An 18014-nucleotide genomic window follows, 5' to 3' on the forward strand; every position below is an offset into this window, starting at 1 on the left:
CCTGGGGGCGGTTCTGGCGGCGCCCGGCAGCCGCCGCCGGGTCGAGGCCGCCACCGCTTTGGTGGGCCTGCGCTGCGCATTGCGGCCCGATGCCGTCCCGTTCACCGGGATGCAAGGCGCGCCAAGCTGGAAGGAGGCGGGATGATGGGCGAGGTGGATCTCTATGGGGTTTTCGTCCCCACCCTGCTGCCCCTGGCGCTCGCGGCTTATGTGGCCCTGGCCGTGGTGCGGCGGGGCCTCCAATGGGCGGGCGCCTACCGCCTGGTCTGGCACCGCGCGCTGTTCGATGCCTGCATCTATGTGCTTCTCCTCGGCGGCTTTGTGGCCGCGTCTACCCAATGGTCCCTGTCATGAAACGCGCTCTCGCCACCGCCGGCCGCTTCGGCCTCACCCTCTGCGCTGTCGCCCTTGCTTTGGTGGTGGGCCAGCACCTGTGGGCCTACTACATGGAGGAGCCCTGGACCCGCGACGGCCGGGTGCGGGCCGCCGTGGTCGAGGTGGCCCCGGACGTCTCCGGCCTGATTGCCGAGGTGGCAGTGCGGGACAATGCGCCGGTCAAGGCCGGCGACCTGTTGTTCCGCATCGATCCGCGGCGGTTCGAGATCGCGCTCGCGCAAGCAGAAGCGGCGCTGGCCAACAAGAGAGCGGCCCTGGCCCAGGCGCAGCGGGATGCCGATCGCTATGGCAAGCTCAACGATTCTGCCGTCACCCAGCAGAAGCACGAGCAGGTGCAGACCGAACTGGAGCAGGATCAGGCCGCCTTTGCCCAGGCGCAAAGCGACCGGGATCTGGCTGCCCTCAATCTGGAGCGGGCCAGCGTGCGCGCACCGGTGGACGGCACCGTGAGCAATTTCGACCTGCGCCCCGGCAATTATGTCACCGCCGGCAAGGGGGTGGCGGCACTGGTGGACGCCCAGTCCTTCTATGTGGCGGGATATTTCGAGGAGACCAAATTGCCGCGCATCCATGTGGGCGATCCGGTGCGGATCCATCTCATGGGCGCGTCGGTGCCGCTCAGCGGGCGGGTGGAGAGCGTGGCGGCGGGCATCGAGGATCGCGAGCGCAGCGATGGCGCCACCTTGCTGGCCAATGTCACCCCCACCTTCAGCTGGGTGCGCCTGGCGCAGCGGGTGCCGGTGCGCATCGCCCTCGATCCGCACCCCGGCCTGACGTTGGTGGCCGGCCGCAGCGCCACCGTGGAAGTCCTGCCGGCCGCTGCCGGCGGCTGAGACCGGCGGGTCGGTCCCGCTCGGCTCAGGAGATGAGCGTGGTCAGAGCCGGATCGCGCCCGAGGCCCGCATCCTGCTCCAGGCGAGGGGCGATGCGGCGGGCTTCCGCCACTAGCGCGGCGGTGAGGGGCGTGGTGGGCTCGCGATGGGGCACCACCAGGCCGATGGAATGGGTGATCTCCGGCTCGACGATGGGGATGGAGCGCAGTTGCGAGGTCAGCCCCAGGCTGTCCGCCAGCATGGCGGGCATGACGCTGGACCACTGGCCGGTGCGCACATGGGTGAACAGCACGATCATGGAATTGGATTCCAGGGTCGGCTTCTGCACCGTGCCGGAGGCCGCCAGCAGGCCATCGACGATGCGGCGGTTCTGCATGTCCGGGGTGAGCAGGCAGAGCGGCAGTTCGGCGATTTCCGCCCAGGTCACCTTGTCTCGGTCGCCATATTTGGCGCCGGGGGAGGTCACCAGCCGATAGCGCTCGCGATAGAGCGGCACGGTGTTCACCCGGCCCAGCGGCTCGTTGTCGAGATAGGTCAGGCCGGCGTCGATCTCCAGGTTTTCCAGATGGTTGAGGATCTCGATGGAGGTGCTGGAGATCACCGTGAAGCGCACGTCCGGATGGCGGGCGCGGAACGGAGTGGTGAGCGCCGCCACCATGGGCAGAGCGGTGGGGATGGCGGCGATGCGCAGCGGGCCGGACAGGCCGCGCTTGAGCGCATCGATGTCCTGGCGCATGGCGCGGCTGTCGGCGACGATGCGGCGGGCCCATTCCAGGGTGCGTTCGCCTTCGGGCGTGAAGCCCATGAAGCGCGAGCCGCGCTGCACCAGCAGCACCCCGAGCGTGTCCTCAAGCTGCTTGATGCCCGCAGAGAGCGTCGGCTGCGTGACGCCGCAGGCCTCGCCCGCCCGGCCGAAGTGGCGTTCCCGGGCCAAAGCAATCAGGTATTCCAGCTTGTCGATCATCGGGCCATTTCATTTTTCTATCGGGCTCTGCGCCATCCCTGACAAGGATTGATGGTTCTCGCAAGGCAGGCGGTGGCAGCGGAAGCTTGAATGGCCGGTCTGCACGGCCGGAAGACGTCACGCCGATCTGACGCCTAGAGCATTCCGCAACGGAAGTCTGGGCGAGCATGAATTGTTAAGGATGTCGCCTCTTGCGCACAAATTGGCCTAGCTGGTGCCATATCCGCGGGAACAGGATGCGCGCTGGCGGGTTCCGAGGGCATTCGGCCGCCAGCTCAAGAGAGGTGGGAGTTGAAGACGATGCGAATGGCCAGTCTGTGCGCCGCCGCCCTGCTGGGCGGGCTGGCGTTCGGTTCGGTGGCGCAGGCCGCCACGCCGATCTCGCCCGGAAGTGCACCGCCCGCCGTCGGCGGGCTGCCAGTGGAGCCGGCCGCATGGGTGTGCGGGCCGGCCCGCTGCAACTGGGTGCCGGGTCCGCCCCGGGGGCCGGTGCCGCCGTGGGCGCGGGGCTGGGGCCCGCCGCCGCGCCGGGGGTGCTACTGGGTCAGCCGCCCGCCGCGCTATTGGGGCGGGCCGACGCGCTGGGTTCAGGTGTGTCGCTGAGCGATCACCCGATTGCATGAGTTGCAACGGCGCCTTTGGGCGCCGTTTTGCCGGCAGCGCCGCCGGCCTGTCGCTCTGTCGCGCGGTGCGATGGCCGAAACGGCCTATTCGCCTGCCATCTGATGCGGCACGGTGACGGGCGCGCTGCCCAGGTCCTGCGGTTCCGGTGTCACCGGGGCGGTGTCATCGCGCGCCGCCACGGCGCGGATGCGGGCGGCGAGGCTCACGGGGGCAGCGGCGTCCTCTGACGTGTCTTCGCGGGCCAGAATGGCCGGCAGAGGCGAGTCGGGCTCGCGCGCGGCGCGTCCGGCAATGTCCGCGGCGAGCGCGCTGATGGCGGCCTTCAGCGCCGCACGCTCGGGTTCGCCCATGGCGCCCGGCACCTCATCGCGGGCCGCGCGGGCGCGCTCCAGGGCATCGGCCATCATGGCATGATCGGCATTCAGCATCTGGAGGGCCTCTGATAGCCGGCGGGTTTCGGCCTGGGCCGCTGCGAACTCTTCGGCGCGCTGGTGCTGCAAGGTCTGCAGGATGCTCTGATTGGCCTCGAAGTCCGCCGTCATCAAGGCGAGCGCCGCTTCCAGCTCGGTGATCCTGGCGGCCTGGCTGGCGAGGGTGGTGCCGCGATCGGCACTCTCCGCGATCTTCTCCATCAGCGCCCGCCGGGTCTGGCTGAGTTCCGCATTGAGCTTGGTTTCCACGCCGGCGGCCTTCGTGGCGGCTTCGGTGGCTTGCACCTGGGCATCGAACAGCAGCTTGCGCGCATCCCCCAGCGCGCTGGTGGTTTCCGTATGGGCCGTGCGCTCCTGTGTGAGGTCGCGCTCCAGTTCGGTGATGCGGCCGTCGCGATGGAGGAGGGTGGTCTCGCTTGCGGCGAGGCTCACTTGCAGTTCATCGCTGCGGGCGGTCTGCTCGGCCAGGGACGTGCTGGTGGCGGCGAGTGCGGCGCGGGTGGCGGCGAGGGTGGCCGTGGCCTGGTCCAGGGACAAGGTGCGGTCGACCAGGGCTGCGGCCTCGGCCTCGAAGCGGGCCGTGAGGTCCGCGTGGGCGAGCGTGAGGGCATCATGCTCCGCGGTCTTCTGCGTGAGTTGCTTGTCCAGGTCGAAGATGCGCAACCGTTGCTTTTCGATGGCGGCGGCATGCGAAACGATGGTTTCGCGGGTCTGGTCCAACTGCAGTTCGAGCCGGCGCTGGTTGAGCGCAAAGGCGGCCCGCTGCTGGTCCTTGTCGGCCTGGATCTCGAAGATGGAAACCGGCACAGCCGCCTCCACCCGCCGGGTGGTGAGCCGCACCGCGCGATGCCAGACCGCAGGCAGCACCAGAAGCGCAACCAAGGTTGCGATCAGCACGCCCAATGCAAAAAACATGATCTGTTCGATCACGTGAGACCTGCTCTTTCGCCCCGCGAGAAGGCCCATTCATGACATGCAATGCGCCTGCATGCCAACGGCCATCGGCCGATGCCGATGGCGTCCCGGTGCGCTTCCTTTACGTCCGTACCGGTTCGAAGGATCAGAATGGGTTCCAGGTGGGCTGGGGCGTGAACTTCAGATAGCCGATATTGGCCCCCAGGCGCACCCCGACGCCGGAGCGGATCGGTACCACGACGATGTTGTCGGCGGTCAGTGCGGTCATGCCGAAGCCGGCGACGAAATAGGCCGAGCCCGAGGCCCCGCCGAAGCGCCGGAACACGTCGTCCACCGTGCGCAGATTATAGACCAGGATCATGGTCCGGCCACCGTCGCCGCCAAAGTCCCAGCCCAGGGACGGCCCCTGCCAATAGAGCTTCAGGTCGCCAGCGTTGCGGGTATAGAGCACGCCCTCGCCATAGCGCAGGCCGCCGACGAAGGCGCCGGTGCCTTCCTGGCCCAGGATGTAGCCATTGGGCTGTCCCCATTGGCCCACCGCCTTTTCGATGGTCAGCGCCAGTCCGCGCGACACCGAACCGAAGAAAGAATGGCCCTTCGTCACCAATTCATTGGTGGAATAGGTCGCAGGCTGGGCCGAGCGCGGCTGCTGCTGTTGCTGCGGTTGCTGGGCCGCCGCAGGGCTTGCCAGGGCCGCAAGGCACGCGAGTCCGGCGGCAAAGCGGACCAAGGAAGAACGCGGGAAGGTCATGGAAGATCTCGCGGTTGGCGTCAGACGGGGGAGCCGCGACTCGGCACGGAACACTAAAGCGATCAGTGTGACGCAGAGAAGGCGCGGCGCAAGGCCGCGCCTTCGCCCCAAAGGACAGGAAGGGACCTGCGGGCAGCATGCAGGCGGGCCAGCATTCCGCATCGAGCCGGTGGCGGCGCTACGCTCCGGTCGCCGGCGCGCCTTCAGCGATGAATCCGTTAACCAAGAAGCGGTTTTCCGGGTGGCCATAGGTCAAAGGCGCACCGTCGGGCTTGCGCACCTGGCCGCCGGCCGCATTGACCAAGGCGTGCCCCGCGGCGGAATCCCACTCCATCACCGGCGACAGGCGCGGGTAGAAATCCACCAGGCCCTCCGCCAGCAGCCCGAACTTGAGCGCCGAGCCGGCGGAGATGCAGTCCTCCACGGAAAGGCTGTCGATCAGCGCCCGCGTCTGCGGATCCGCATGTGAGCGACTCGCGGCCACCCGGATCGCCCCGGACGGGCGGGGGCGGCAGCGAATGGGCGCCCATCCGTCCCGATCCACGGTGGCATCCGGTGTGCGAACGGCCCGGAAGGCGGCGCCCCGCGCGGCGGCATAAAGCAACCCCTTGGCGGGGGCGTAGATGATGCCGAACATGGGTGTCCGGCCCTCCACCAACGCGATATTGACGGTATATTCGCCATTGCCGGACACGAACTCGCGCGTCCCGTCCAGCGGGTCCACCAGAATGAACCGGTCTCCCAGCGCGACCACATGGCCCGCGGAGGTCGCCTCCTCCGCCACGATGGGGATACCGGGCAGGACCTGCGCCAGGGCACGGCAGATGAGGTCCTCGGAAGCCTGATCCGCGTCGGTCACCGGACTGGCGTCGGCCTTGATCCGTTCGTTGATGCCACCGGTTTCGATGCGGCGGATGACGACGCCCGCCGCAAGGGCGATGCCCGCAAGCTGTTCGAGCAGCGTGAGATCGGCGGGACTGGGAGCGGGCAGGGGCATGGTCGGACCACGGGTCGGTGAGAGAGACAGCGGCGGCCCGTAAAGGTGCAGCGCACACGAAAACTGACCTGAGGGATGCTTGTAGCTCGGTGCGATGGCAGCGTCGACCCGGCCCGGCGACGCTTGTAGCCGGCGAAACCAAGGTATATCAGAGCGCGCACGCGCCTTTCTGCGGATTCGGTTGCGCTGCATCACGCCATGCGCGCCCTCGGTTTCGCGGCATTCGCCTTTCTCGGAACCGCAAAACGGATACGCCATGACCTCCGCGCCGTCGACTTCCGCGTCGCCTCCCGCGTCCGCGCCGCCCGGCGCTCCGGTGATGCTTGCCGTTTCCGCGCTGGATCTGGCCGCCTTGCTGTGCTCGCGGGTGTGCCACGACGTGATCAGCCCCGTGGGCGCCATCGTCAACGGCCTGGAAGTGCTTGAGGACGAAGACGCCCCCGACATGCGGGAGGTGGCGCTCGACCTGATCGCAAAGAGCGCCCGTCAGGCGTCGGCGCGGTTGCAGTTCACCCGGCTGGCGTTCGGCGCTGCCGGCTCTGCACGGGCGACCCTGGACCTGGGGGATGCCGAGCAGGTGGTGCGCGGCATGATGGACGACGCGCGCACCAAGATCGAATGGATGATGCCGCGGGAGCTGCTGCCGAAGAACCGCGTGAAGCTGCTGCTGAATCTGATGCTGCTGGCCGGCATGACCGTGCCGCGCGGCGGGGTGATCCAGGTGGCCCCGGTGGGCACCGGGCCGGAGATGGGCTTCTCCATCGCCGCCACCGGCGTTTCCGCCCGCATTCCCCAGACCGTGACGCCGCTGCTGGACGGCATCGCGCCCGAGGGCGGACTGGATGCCCATGCGGTGCAGCCGTTCTATGCCGGCATGCTGGCCCGCGACTGCGGCCTGTCGCTGGGCTTTTCCCAGGATGGCGAGACCGTCACCCTGAGCGCGCTGCCGGTCTGAGGCATTTTGCCCTCGACAGGGCAATGAGGCCATTGAGCCTGAGAGCGATGGTTCTACCGGTCAGACTGCCGAGCACTCTGACCGGATCCAACGTTAGGGCAGCTTGCCCGCGATCTTCAGTGCGAAGATATAGGTCAGCGCCACTTCTTCCAGCCGGTCGAACCGCCCCGCCGCTCCGCCATGACCCGCATCCATGTTGGTGCGCAGCAGGAGCGGATTGGCGGACGTGGCGCTCGCGCGCAGCCGCGCCACCCATTTGGCCGGCTCCCAATAGGTCACCCGCGGATCGGTCAGGCCGGCCAAAGCAAAGATCGCCGGATAGTCCTGCGCGCGCACATTATCCACCGGCGAATAGGCCAGGATGGTGCGGAAAGCCTGCTCATCCAGAATGGGATTGCCCCACTCCGGCCATTCCGGCGGGGTGAGCGGCAAGGTGTCGTCCAGCATGGTGGTAAGCACGTCCACGAACGGCACCTCGGCAATGATGCCCGCGAACAGATCCGGCCGCATATTGGCGATGGCCCCCATCAGCATGCCGCCCGCCGAGCCGCCCTGGGCGACGATGCGATCCGCACGGGTCAGGCCTTCGGCCACCAGATGCTCGGCGGCAGCGATGAAATCGCTGAAGGTGTTGATCTTGTGGGCGAGCTTGCCATCCGCATACCAGTGCCAGCCCTTGTCGGTGCCGCCGCGCACATGGGCGATCGCATATACGAAGCCGCGATCCACCAGCGACAGCCGGCTGGTGGAAAAGCCCGCCGGAATGGCGATGCCATAGGCGCCGTAGCCATAGAGCAGGCACGGTGCGGAGCCATCCAGCGGCGTGTCGGCGCGATACAGCAGGGATACGGGGACCCGCGCGCCATCGGCGGCGGTGGCGAAGACCCTGCGGGTCACGTAAGTCGCTGGATCGTGGCCGCTGGGCACCTCCTGGCGCTTCAGCAACATCCGCGCCCGTGTCCCCATGTCATAGTCCCACACCTCCGAGGGCGTGGTCATGGAGGCGTAAGTAAAGCGAATGGTATTGGTGTCGAATTCATAGCCGCCGTTGAGACCCAGTGCATAGGCCTCTTCGGCAAAGGCGATGGGATGGTCCTCGCCGGTCGCCAGGGCGCGCAGGACGATGCGCGGCAGGCCGTCCTGCCGCTCCAGCCGCACCAGATGCGAGCGGTAGGCCACCTGTGACAGGATCATGCAGCCGGGGCGGTGGGGCACGAGATCCCGCCAATGGGCCCGCTCCGGCGCGGCGGTGGCGACCGTGACCAGCTTGAAGTCTTCGGCGCCGTCCGCATTGGTGAGGATGACGAGGCGATCCGCGCCATCCAGGTCGGGATGATGTTCCACGTCATACCGCACGCCGACGGTGCGCGCGGCCACCAGGCGCGGCGTCGCGTCCGGATCGGCAAGGTCCAGCAGGTGAACCTCCGAGGTTTCGTGGTCGCCGCACGCGATCAGCCCAAAGGCGCGCGACTGGGTGCGGCCCAGTGAAACGAAGAAACCCTTGTCGGATTCCTCATAGATCAACGCGTCTTGCGCCGGATGATCCCCGACGCGATGGCGGTAGACCAACGACGGCCGATGTTCCGCATCCCGGCGGATATAATAGAGGGTGGCGCCATCGGCACCCCAGATCATATCGCCGGCGGTGTCTTCAATGCGCAGCACAGCTCCGTCAGCGGTAAGAAGATCCTGCCCTGTCGCCAGATCTCGCACCCGGATGGTGAACAATTCCGAGCCCGCCTCATCGGCTGAGAAGGCAAGCCGGCGATGATCCGGGCTATGAGTGACCTGATAGAGGTTGAAATAGGCCTTTCCCGCAGCTTCTGCGTCGCCATCGAGCAGAATGACGTCCTCACCGTCCGGTAACGCTTTGCGGCAAATCAGGCGGTGCTGGCCGCCGGTGCGGTGGCGGCTGAAATAGGCATACGGGCCGTCCGCCGAGGGGACATTGACATCATCTTCTTTGATGCGGCCGCGCATTTCCGCGATCAAGGCCGCCTTCAGGGCGCCGTGCGGCGCCATGAAGGCATCGGCGAAGGTATTCTCCGCTTCGAGATAGGCCCGGATATCGGCCGGCAAGACAGCGGGGTCACGCATGACCTCACGCCAGTTGTCAGCCCGCAACCAGGCATAGTCATCGGTCAGGGTCATTCCGTGGACGGCGCGCGACACCGGGCGCGGCTCGGCACGGGGCGGGAGAGGTTCAGGCCGACCTTCCAGGATGTCAGGCGTCACGGGAGTCATCTTCGGGCTTGAGATGGAGGGCAGTGCCGTTCATGCAGAAGCGCAGGCCGGTCGGTTGCGGCCCATCGGGAAACACATGGCCCAGATGACCGTCGCAGCCTGCGCATAACACCTCCACGCGCCGCATGCCGTGGGTTCGATCTTCCACATTCTTCACGGCGCCGGGGGCGACCGGGGCGTAGAAACTGGGCCAGCCGCTGCCGGAATCGTATTTTGTGCTGGAGCTGAACAACGGCGCGCCACAGGACGCGCAAGCATAGAGGCCCGGCGTCTTTTCATCCCAGTAGGGGCCGGTGAATGCACGCTCGGTGCCGTGCTGGCGCATCACGCGATATTGTTCATCGGTCAGCGTCTGGCGCCATTCGGCGTCGGATTTGACCACTTTTTCAGGGGCGACATCATCGGTCATGCCTGCACTCCAAGAAATATCTTGCGCAAATTCTTGGTGCCAGACGTAGGCATTCAGTCCAGCATGCGCAAGCGCTGAGCGATGCGGACGATATTGCGCTGCCGCATGAACCGTGCCGGCTATGGTGGATGCGTCCCGTGGTCTTTGCACGTTGCAGTGCTGCCGGCACGCTTGTCAGCCTTTTGCAAGAGCTGGGAAGAAGATCCGTGATGTGCAAGAAAATGAACTTGCAAATCACGGCAGATCAACATAGGTAGGCAACAGCGGCGATCGCTTGAATCGCTGCGCTGTGTCTGTACCCTTAAGAAGGTGGCTGTACCCTTAAGAAGACAGCGTTCGCAAGGATTCGCGCCCCGCAGTTGAGCGTGCCTCTCGATTTTCGTTTCAAACCTGAAGAAAGACCCATGAGCGAAGCTACGGAATCGACCACCTACATCGAGCTGGCCGCGGACATCGTCTCTGCGTACGTCAGCAACAATTCGGTCGCGGCGGCGGACCTGCCCAGCCTCATCAATGAGGTGCACGCTGCGCTCCAGCGCGTCTCCAAGGGTGAGGGCGAGCCGGCTCCCGAGCCGCTGAAGCCCGCCGTGCCGCTGAAGAAGTCGGTGACCCCCGATTTCATCATCTGCCTGGAAGATGGCAAGAAGTTCAAGTCGCTGAAGCGCCACCTGCGCACGCAGTACAATATGAGCCCGGAGCAGTATCGGGAGAAGTGGGGCCTTGCGGCTGACTACCCGATGGTGGCGCCCAATTACGCTGCGGCGCGCTCCGAGCTTGCCAAGCAGATGGGCCTCGGCCAGCAGCGCCGTCGCCGTCGCTGAGGCTGGTTTTCGGGCGCCCGGCACCGCATCACAGCGGTGTCGGGCGCCCGTTTTTCGTTTTGGGCAGAGGCTTCGTGGTCATCGGCGGTGTCCTGATGATCGCGGCCTGTGTTCGTACCATGCGGCAAAGGGCTGCGTGACGTGCCGGGTCATATCCCGCCGCGCCCGCCCGTGCCGCCTGTCTCGCCGCCCTGAGCGCCGCGAGAATCTGGGCCGGACTCTCCTGCGCGAACGTTCGCAGGATGTGCAGCCGCCCGCAAATCTCATGTTCTTTCTCTTCGGACCGAAACGACCGGATTGACCCCGAGCGCGGTCGCCGGCCGTGTGCCGGATCGGCTTCTCGCGGCGCCCCAGGTATCGCGTTCGGGTGTGACGGCATGGCAACACCCGTCGCCCTGGGCGAAGGCGGACGGCTCCGACGCGGGGACCGCGATCGTTGCGATGGACCTGAACTGAGGAAAAGGGTTTGTGGCATTGACATCTCCCTGCGGGGCTACCGTACGAGGGAGCGCAGGGGGGGAGGATAACTTCCTATATTTTCCGCGCTCCCGTCGGTGCGTCAGTTTTTATAAATATCAGAAAATAAACGAGAAAAGTGCATTTTGTCAGGCCGGCTGCCACGTCAACTTATCTCCCTTGCGACCAGTCAGGAAAGGATATAGGAAATAAATCCTTGCAAGGAAGGTATTATATGGCTCACAATCCATTGTCCGGCGCGGAGCGCGCGCCCCTTCGTCGACGCTGGGGCTCTCGCCCATCACGCCTGCGGGGCGGGGGGTGGCCCGCCGGTAGCCGATCCCCGCGGGGCCAGGCGATCGGGCCATCGGGGCTCTCCGGGCCGGCTCCTGATTTGCAGATGTTGTGCCGCCTCGCGGCGCTTCTGGCCGCCCGTCAATTGATGTGCCCGGTGGAAACCGTGCTGCTGGCCTCGACCCGTGAAGCGCCGGTGGCCGCCGCCCGGCAACTGGCCATGTATCTCGCCCATGTGGGCCTGGGCCTGTCGCAACATCAGGTGGCTGTGGGGTTCGCCCGCCATCGGCGCACGGTGGCCCATGCCTGCAACCGGGTCGAGGACCGGCGCGACGACGCCAATTTTGATGCCCAACTGACGGATATCGAATGCCAGATCCGCTGGACCGCGGGCCGATGACACAGCGCCCCTCGCTATCACCCGCGGCCCAGGCTGCCCCGTCACCCAGCTCCCCGACCGGTCTGGCGCAGGCCCTCCCCCGGGTGGCGGGACCTGCCGCGAGCCAGGCCAAGGCCCGCGCTGCCGCCGGCGCCCGTCCCGGCACCCCGCGTCCGCGGCGCGCCTCTGGCCCGCGGGTGAATCTCGACGAAAGCCCCCTGGCGTGGCTTGCCCGTCGCACCGACAAAGCGGGGCGCCCGATGATCTCGGAGCCGCAATTCCTTGCGGGCGAGCGCCTGCGGGTGGACTTCACCCGAGCGGCTCTCACCCCGCGCGTGACCACCGACTGGTCATCCCTGGGCGCGTCCGGCGGCAGTGGGCCGGGGGCGTTGTCCGATGCGGTCTTGGCGGCGAAGGCGCGGCTTGGAGCTGCCCTTTCGGCGGTGGGGCCTGAACTCTCCGGCGTGTTGCTGGACGTGTGTTGCTTCCTGAAGGGGCTGGAGGCGGTGGAGGGGGAGCGCCGGTGGCCCGCACGCACGGCCAAAGTGGTGCTGGGGCTCGGGCTGGACGGCCTTGCCCGGCATTATGGCCTGGCCCGGGAGGCGCGGGGGCGGGCGGCGGCTCCGACGCGGGCGTGGCGGGCGTCCCCCGATGCTCCGGACCCTGAACGCCCGGCGCCAGCGCCTTCGGGAAGGGGCGCTTAGGGCAGGACCGAGAAAACCGGCCCGGCGGCGCGCGCCGGGTCAGCCCTCGTCGTCAAACGGCTTGACCGCGGGGAGGCCGGCTGGCCGAATGCGCACAGTTGTACCGTGGGGGGACACACAGTGAATTTCTATATTGCCGCAATGCGGAAGTACGCCATTTTTACCGGACGGGCGCGCCGCAAGGAATATTGGATCTTCCATCTGGTGTTGGTGCTGCTGTCATTTGCAGCCTCCATCCTGGACCTCTTGGTATTTGGGACCCGGATTTCTGAACACCAAGGCCCCATCGGCGGTCTTGTCCTGCTGGTTCACCTGGTGCCTGTCATCGCACTCTCGGTCCGCCGCCTGCACGACATCGATCGCACCGGGTGGTGGCTGTTGCTCGACCTCACCATTGTCGGGGCGTTGGTCATCTTCATCTTCTCTGTGACCCGCGGGACCAGCGGGCCGAACACCTATGGTCCCGATCCCTTGGAGATGCCGCCTTCAGGCTGAGGCGAGTGCCTCGCGGGCATCGGCACGGATGCGCTCGACCATGGAGCGCAGCCCGTTGGACCGCTGGGGGGTGAGGTGGCCCTCCAGGCCGATGCGGCGGAAGACAGCCAGGGCATCGGTCTTCAGGATCTCTTCGGCGCTATGGCCGGAAAGCACCGTGAGCAGAACGGCCACCAGACCGCGCACGATATGGGCATCGGAATCGCCCTGGAATTCGAGAACCGGGCCGGTCGGCCCCCCATGTCGCCGGCTCACCAGCCAGACCTGGCTGGTACAGCCCTGGACCTTGTGGTCCTCGGTGCGCAGGTCGTCGGGAAACGGCGGCAGTGCGCGCCCAAGTTCGATCACGAACCGATAGCGGTCTTCCCAATCGTCCAGAAGCTCGAAATCCTCGATCAGATCTTCGGCCGTCTTCGGGGCGTCCATTGGCGGGATCTCGTGGCAACGGACCCCAACCATCGGGGAGGGGAATCCTAGGGTGTCTATTGTCCCACATATAAGCGCCAATGCCCGGCGTTCAAAGCGCGTGGCCTGATCTGCGCCGTGTCGCGTGGTCTCAGGCCGGGCGGCGGGGCGGCAGGGGCATGGCCGGGGCCGGGCTGCTGCGGGCGGGATCGACGCTCCAGGCGGGGGCCAGATCCTGGGGCGTGAGGGTATGCGGGGCCTCGCCATCCTTGTCGGAGGCGGCATTCTGGCGGGGGGGAACCGCGGGACCGGTGCCGTCGGTCTTGCTGTGGCCGTCGGGCTTGCCAAGGCTCTCGCCCTTCGGGCTGCCGATGGTGTCATAGACCCACTTGGCGCCGGCCTGGGCCTTGTCGGTGAGATGCTCGATCATCTCCCCGCCTACGGCGCACGCGTCCGGCTGGCGCTGGCAGAAGCCGCGCATGTCGGCGATCGCCGCCTGGACAGCACCCATGGCCTGCCACGCGCCGATCTGCCGCCCCCCGTCGCTGGACAGGCCGATGGGCAGGATCAGCAGGATCAGGGCCAGCCAGAAGGCCATACGGATCAAAAAAAACATAGGCGCCCTCGCGCATGCCTGGTCAGCCTCCTCCGCCAAGCCCTGGCAAATTAGCAGAGACCGGGCGCTGCCGCAGCGCAACGGGCTACGGCATGCCCGCACTTTTCAAGACATCGTTAACGTTGCCGGGCAAAAGCAAATGGCCGCGCTTAGCGTTCGCTTAAAGCCTTCCGTGCCAAGCTTTCCTCAACTTCATGCAATGGCGCTCTGGTGCGCCTGTCGCGCGGTGGGGCAGATGGACTGGGTCTTGAGCGATCATCGGCAGAGCGGAACAACGGCTCGCACGGGGCGCAGCGCCAATGCCGCGGCGCGCGAGCGCACCTCCATGGGCGATTTGGCAGCGCTGGGGCGCCACAGCGCCGCCGCACTGGGCGGGCTTGCCTTCATGTGCGCCCTGGCCGGAGGCGGGCTGCTGCTGGCCGCGGCGCTTGGGCTCTCGGAGACCGGCGTCCCCGAGGGCGGATGGCTGTTGGGATGCGGCTTGATCAGCGCGGCGCTCTCGGCGGTGGCGGCGGGGCTGTCCCTGGCCTCCGAACGGCTGGACCGCTCCCTGCTTAGCGTGGACCTGGCGCTCGTCACCGTGCACGGTCGCGGCGGCGAGGTGATCGCCGTGGAGCACGCCGATGCGGTGCGCGGCAGCCTGAGCGACGATGACTGGCTTGGCCTCAACCTGTTCGAGCGTGTGCTGGTACCGGATCGGCCGGCGTTCCTGGCCGCCCTGTCGGCCGCCTCGGCCGGGCCTGCGCCCAGCGAATCCTATTGCGATCTGCGCCTGCGCTGCGAGCGTGAAGGCGAGGCGCCCGACTTCGTGTGGATGGAAATGCGCTGCCTGCCGGCGGGCGAGGGGCGGGCGCGCGCCCGCTGGCGCGACATCAACGGCACCAAGCTGCAGGCGGAGGCCGACCACCACGCCCGCGCCGAGGCCGAGCGCGCCAATCTGGCCAAGAGCCGCTTCCTGGCGGCCATGAGCCACGAGTTGCGGACCCCGCTCAATACCATCCTCGGCTTTTCCGAATTGCTGGCCACCGACACCGAGCAGCGCATCGATGCGCGGCGCAAGGAAGATTACGCCCGCATCATCCATGAGAGCGGCCAGCATCTGCTGGGCGTGGTCAACGATATTCTCGATCTGTCCCGGGTCGAGGCGGGAGCGTACGAATTGTCCCTGGAGCCGCTCGACCTCGCCCAATTGGTGGACAGCTGCGTGGAAATGATCGGTCTCGATGCGGCCCGTCGCAATGTGCGCATCACCACCGTTCTGCCGGCCCGGGTGCCCCGTCCCATGGCGGACCAGCGGGCGGTGCGGCAGATGACGCTCAATCTGTTGTCCAACGCGGTGAAGTTCTCCGAGCATGGCGGCCGGGTGGAGGTGAATGTCTCCGCCCAGAACGGGGCGGTGAGCCTCAGCGTCCGCGACGCCGGGGCCGGCATGTCGGCGGCGGAAATGGCCCGTCTCGGCGAGCCGTTCTTCCAGGCGGGGGATGCGGAACGCCGGGCGCGGGGCAGCGGCCTCGGGCTGGCGGTGGTCCGCGCCCTGGTGAAGCTGCATGACGGCGCCTTCGACGTGGCCAGCACCGTCGGCGGCGGCACCACCGTCACGGTGAGCCTGCCGGTGAAGCGTTCGCCGGGGGTAATCTCGCCCTTCGCGCGTCCGGTTGGCGAAGATGAAGCGCCGCTGCGCCGCACCGAAGAGGGGCGCAAGATCGCATGAGGATCGACATGGGAGGCCCGCGCGGCCTCGATATGGATGCCGAGCGCATTCCCGCCTTCGAGCCCGCCGGCAGCCATCCCTTTGCGGCGCAGGATAGCGCCCGGGCGGGGCGCCGGCGCCGGGGCCTCGACGCGCTGGCCGGCTCGTTGCTCGCTGCCGCCGCCGTGGCGGTGCTGGTGAATGTGTTCGCGTTCCAGAACGGCAACCGTCCGAACCTGATGTTCGGGTTCCAGCTTCCCGGAAGCATCGGCGGCCGCATTTCCATGGCGCCGCCGGATCCCCCCGCGCCTTCACCCGTCCCGGTGCCCGCGCCGACGGTGGCGCGCGCCGTTCCGGCGGCGCCCGCACCGGCGCCGACGCTCGCTCCGCCCGCCCCCAGCGCCGGGGCGCCGCAATCCATCACGGCCTTGCTCAACGGCACGGCGCCGGCTCCAGTCGCGGCCCGCCCGCCGCAGCCGCTGGTGGCCGATGTGCAGCGCGAACTGGCCAAGCGCGGCCTCTATGATGGCCCGGCGGATGGGCGCACCGGCCCCAAGACCGAGGCCGCCATCCGCGCCTATGAACAGAGCGCGCGCCTGCGCGTCTCCGGCGAGGCCAGCGATGCGCTGCTGGCGCAGATGCGGCGCAGTCCCGGCGGGCTGATGCCGCCCGCCAATGTGGGGCCGGCGTCCGACATCACCGGCGCGGTGCGCCCGCCCGGCGAGGTGCCGGTGTCGCCACGGGTGCTGGCGGTGCAGAAAACCTTGTCGAAGCTGGGTTATGGACCCATCAAGATCACCGGCCGCCCCTCCGCCGAGACCCGGCAGGCGGTGCAGCGGTTCGAGCGTGACCGCAATCTGCCCGCGGACGGTGAGATTTCCGACCGCATGGTCCGGGAACTCGCCGCTGTCTCCGGCACGGCGATCGAGTGATGCGGCTCAAGAGCGGAATTTTCGTTTCGGCGCTGCTGCGCCGCTGCCAGGTGGAGGGCGCCTACGCCATGGTGCGGCGGCGCGGATCGGAAGAGGCCGGCGCGGTGTTTGTGAAGGTCGCGCCGCTCGATGGCACCGCCGCCCTCTACGGGCCGGCGCCGCAAAGTGAGATCGACGAAGCCTATCCCGCCGATCGCCTGTTCGGGGTGGTGGTGGCGCCCGGTTCGCCGGAGGCGGACAGCGAGGCGCGCATGGTCAAGGAAATGCGCTTCGATCCGGATCTGTGGCTGGTGGAGATCGAAGACAAGCAGGGCCGCCATTTCCTGGATCTGGCCAAGGACTGAGATCGCGCGTCCCGTGTCGGCCTCCCGGTTTGCCGGCCTTTTCCCCTTGAGCGGCCGCCGCGAAGGTGCCGCTGGGGCGTGCGCTCGTGCCCGCAGGCAGGCGCTGAGAGCCACCGTCGCCGCATCCCCTTCCATCCGCGCCGATCGGGTATTAGCGTGCGCCGCCTCATCGCGACCGCGGGACCCCGATTCATGGAAATCATCGACGTCGATCATGTGGTTATCGGAGCTGGCGTGGTGGGGCTGGCAACGGCGGCGTCGCTGGCGCGGACCGGCGCCGAGGTGTTCGTGCTGGAAGCAGGGCCCTGCATCGGCAGCGGGATCTCCTCGCGCAACAGCGAGGTGATCCACTCCGGCGTCTACTATCCCACGGGAACGCTGCGCCATGTGCTGTGCGTGGAAGGACGGCGGCGGCTCTATGACTATTGCGCCTCCCACGGGGTGCCCCACCGCAAGTGCGGCAAGCTGGTGGTGGCCACCTCCGATGCGGAAGCGGAGAAGATCGCCGCCATTGCGGTGCGCGCGGTGGAAAACGGCGTCGAAAATACCGAACTGATCGACGGCGCGGCGGCACGCGCGCTGGAGCCGGCGTTGCAGGCGGTGGCGGCGCTGCATGTGAAGGAAACCGGCATCGTCGATACCCATGCCTATATGCTGTCGCTGCAGGGCGAGGTCGAGGCAGCGGGGGGAGCCGTGCTTCTCAGCCACAAGGTGCGCGGCGGAACCGTGACCCCCGGCGGCTTCGAACTGGTGCTGGATGCGCCGGGAGGTCCCCTTGTCGTGCGCAGTCGCACCCTGGTGCTGGCGGCGGGGCCCTGGACGCATCCGGTGGCAGCGAAGATCGCCGGTTACGACATGTCGGCGATCCCGCCGCTGGTGCTGGCAAAGGGCTCGTATTTTTCCTATCCGTCCAAGCCGGTGTTCTCCCGGCTGATTTACCCGGCGCCCATCGATGGGGGCCTCGGCACCCATGTGACGCTGGATCTGGCCGGCCGCATGCGGTTCGGTCCCGACGTGGAGTGGCTGGACGGCAATGATCCGGATGCGGTGGATTTTGCCGTGGATCCGGCGCGGGCGCAGAGCTTCTATGCCTCCGTGCGCCGCTTCTGGCCGGGACTGCCCGATGGCGCGCTGACCCCGGACTATTCCGGCGTGCGTCCCAAATTGGCGGAACGGGGCACCCAGGCGGATTTCCTGATCCACGGGCCGAAGGACCATGGCCTGCCGGGGCTCGTGGCCCTCTATGGCATCGAGAGTCCCGGTCTCACCTCGTCTCTGGCGATCGGTGATCTTGTGACCGGCTTGCTCGCGGACGCCGCCGCTATGGCCTGACCGGTACCACCCATCGCGCCGCCGGAC

The 18014-nt window shown here is 67.6% G+C and carries 20 protein-coding genes; 12 read left to right on the forward strand and 8 right to left on the reverse strand.

What is annotated here, in order from left to right:
• Window positions 1-141: 141 nt before the first annotated feature.
• Entirely contained in the window at window positions 142-354 is a 213-nt protein-coding gene (locus AAG816_RS25800; protein ID WP_341992583.1) for a DUF1656 domain-containing protein, read from the forward strand.
• Window positions 351-1229 (forward strand): HlyD family secretion protein, encoded by an 879-nt coding sequence (locus AAG816_RS25805; RefSeq protein ID WP_341992584.1) that lies wholly within the window; start codon window positions 351-353, stop codon window positions 1227-1229. Before AAG816_RS25800 ends, AAG816_RS25805 begins: the two co-directional genes overlap by 4 nt.
• Window positions 1230-1254: 25 nt before the next feature.
• Here AAG816_RS25805 and AAG816_RS25810 read toward each other — a convergent pair whose 3' ends face one another.
• Window positions 1255-2193 (reverse strand): LysR family transcriptional regulator, encoded by a 939-nt coding sequence (locus AAG816_RS25810; protein ID WP_341992585.1) that lies wholly within the window; start codon window positions 2191-2193, stop codon window positions 1255-1257.
• Window positions 2194-2499: 306 nt separating this feature from the next.
• Here AAG816_RS25810 and AAG816_RS25815 point away from each other — a divergent pair, with 306 nt between their 5' ends.
• Window positions 2500-2796, forward strand: a complete 297-nt coding sequence (locus AAG816_RS25815) for a hypothetical protein (protein ID WP_341992586.1) — start codon at window positions 2500-2502, stop codon at window positions 2794-2796.
• Window positions 2797-2900: 104 nt separating this feature from the next.
• Here the strand turns inward: AAG816_RS25815 and AAG816_RS25820 are convergent, their stop codons facing one another.
• From AAG816_RS25820 to cysQ, 3 genes are all read right to left on the reverse strand, one after another.
• The gene (locus AAG816_RS25820; protein WP_341992587.1) at window positions 2901-4178 is read right to left on the reverse strand and encodes a hypothetical protein; all 1278 of its coding nucleotides are present in this window, start codon (window positions 4176-4178) and stop codon (window positions 2901-2903) included.
• A 130-nt stretch (window positions 4179-4308) separates the two neighbouring features.
• Complete coding sequence (locus tag AAG816_RS25825; RefSeq protein ID WP_341992588.1) at window positions 4309-4914, reverse strand: DUF1134 domain-containing protein; 606 nt, start codon at window positions 4912-4914, stop codon at window positions 4309-4311.
• Between the two features lie 178 nt (window positions 4915-5092).
• Window positions 5093-6169 (reverse strand): 3'(2'),5'-bisphosphate nucleotidase CysQ, encoded by a 1077-nt coding sequence (gene cysQ / locus AAG816_RS25830; RefSeq protein WP_341992589.1) that lies wholly within the window; start codon window positions 6167-6169, stop codon window positions 5093-5095.
• Between the two features lie 61 nt (window positions 6170-6230).
• On the opposite strand from cysQ, the gene AAG816_RS25835 reads away from it, so the two are divergent.
• Complete coding sequence (locus AAG816_RS25835; protein ID WP_341992590.1) at window positions 6231-6866, forward strand: histidine phosphotransferase family protein; 636 nt, start codon at window positions 6231-6233, stop codon at window positions 6864-6866.
• 93 nt (window positions 6867-6959) lie between these two features.
• Here the strand turns inward: AAG816_RS25835 and AAG816_RS25840 are convergent, their stop codons facing one another.
• Window positions 6960-9110: a S9 family peptidase gene (locus AAG816_RS25840; RefSeq protein WP_341992591.1), complete on the reverse strand. Its 2151-nt coding sequence runs from the start codon at window positions 9108-9110 to the stop codon at window positions 6960-6962.
• Window positions 9091-9519: a peptide-methionine (R)-S-oxide reductase MsrB gene (msrB, locus tag AAG816_RS25845; RefSeq protein WP_341992592.1), complete on the reverse strand. Its 429-nt coding sequence runs from the start codon at window positions 9517-9519 to the stop codon at window positions 9091-9093. The genes AAG816_RS25840 and msrB overlap by 20 nt, the downstream gene beginning before the upstream one ends.
• A 404-nt stretch (window positions 9520-9923) precedes the next feature.
• Between msrB and AAG816_RS25850 the strand changes: the two genes are divergently transcribed.
• From AAG816_RS25850 to AAG816_RS25865, 4 genes are all read left to right on the forward strand, one after another.
• A complete protein-coding gene (locus AAG816_RS25850; protein WP_341992593.1) occupies window positions 9924-10340 on the forward strand; it encodes a MucR family transcriptional regulator in 417 nt (138 codons plus the stop codon).
• 856 nt (window positions 10341-11196) lie between these two features.
• Complete coding sequence (locus tag AAG816_RS25855; RefSeq protein WP_341992594.1) at window positions 11197-11490, forward strand: helix-turn-helix domain-containing protein; 294 nt, start codon at window positions 11197-11199, stop codon at window positions 11488-11490.
• A gap of 83 nt (window positions 11491-11573) precedes the next feature.
• Window positions 11574-12173: a DUF6456 domain-containing protein gene (locus AAG816_RS25860; RefSeq protein ID WP_341992595.1), complete on the forward strand. Its 600-nt coding sequence runs from the start codon at window positions 11574-11576 to the stop codon at window positions 12171-12173.
• A 120-nt stretch (window positions 12174-12293) separates the two neighbouring features.
• Window positions 12294-12668 (forward strand): DUF805 domain-containing protein, encoded by a 375-nt coding sequence (locus AAG816_RS25865; RefSeq protein WP_341992596.1) that lies wholly within the window; start codon window positions 12294-12296, stop codon window positions 12666-12668.
• Here the strand turns inward: AAG816_RS25865 and AAG816_RS25870 are convergent.
• Both AAG816_RS25870 and AAG816_RS25875 read right to left on the reverse strand, forming a co-directional pair.
• Window positions 12660-13094, reverse strand: coding sequence for a SufE family protein (locus AAG816_RS25870; protein WP_341992597.1), 435 nt, complete (start codon window positions 13092-13094; stop codon window positions 12660-12662). The genes AAG816_RS25865 and AAG816_RS25870 overlap by 9 nt on opposite strands.
• 130 nt (window positions 13095-13224) lie before the next feature.
• Window positions 13225-13689 carry a DUF5330 domain-containing protein gene (locus AAG816_RS25875; RefSeq protein WP_341992598.1) on the reverse strand — a complete coding sequence of 155 codons (465 nt, stop codon included), beginning with the start codon at window positions 13687-13689 and terminating at the stop codon, window positions 13225-13227.
• Window positions 13690-13936: 247 nt separating this feature from the next.
• Here AAG816_RS25875 and AAG816_RS25880 point away from each other — a divergent pair, with 247 nt between their 5' ends.
• From AAG816_RS25880 to AAG816_RS25895, 4 genes are all read left to right on the forward strand, one after another.
• Entirely contained in the window at window positions 13937-15400 is a 1464-nt protein-coding gene (locus AAG816_RS25880) for an ATP-binding protein (RefSeq protein WP_341992599.1), read from the forward strand.
• Between the two features lie 8 nt (window positions 15401-15408).
• A complete protein-coding gene (locus AAG816_RS25885) occupies window positions 15409-16311 on the forward strand; it encodes a peptidoglycan-binding domain-containing protein (RefSeq protein WP_341992600.1) in 903 nt (300 codons plus the stop codon).
• On the forward strand, window positions 16311-16655 hold the full coding sequence (locus AAG816_RS25890) for a DUF1491 family protein (protein ID WP_341992601.1): 345 nt from the start codon (window positions 16311-16313) through the stop codon (window positions 16653-16655). Before AAG816_RS25885 ends, AAG816_RS25890 begins: the two co-directional genes overlap by 1 nt.
• 192 nt (window positions 16656-16847) lie before the next feature.
• On the forward strand, window positions 16848-17987 hold the full coding sequence (locus tag AAG816_RS25895; RefSeq protein ID WP_341992602.1) for an NAD(P)/FAD-dependent oxidoreductase: 1140 nt from the start codon (window positions 16848-16850) through the stop codon (window positions 17985-17987).
• Window positions 17988-18014 lie beyond the last annotated feature (27 nt).

It is taken from the genome of Azorhizobium sp. AG788, assembly GCF_943371865.1.
Taxonomy (GTDB): Bacteria; Pseudomonadota; Alphaproteobacteria; order Rhizobiales; family Xanthobacteraceae; genus Azorhizobium.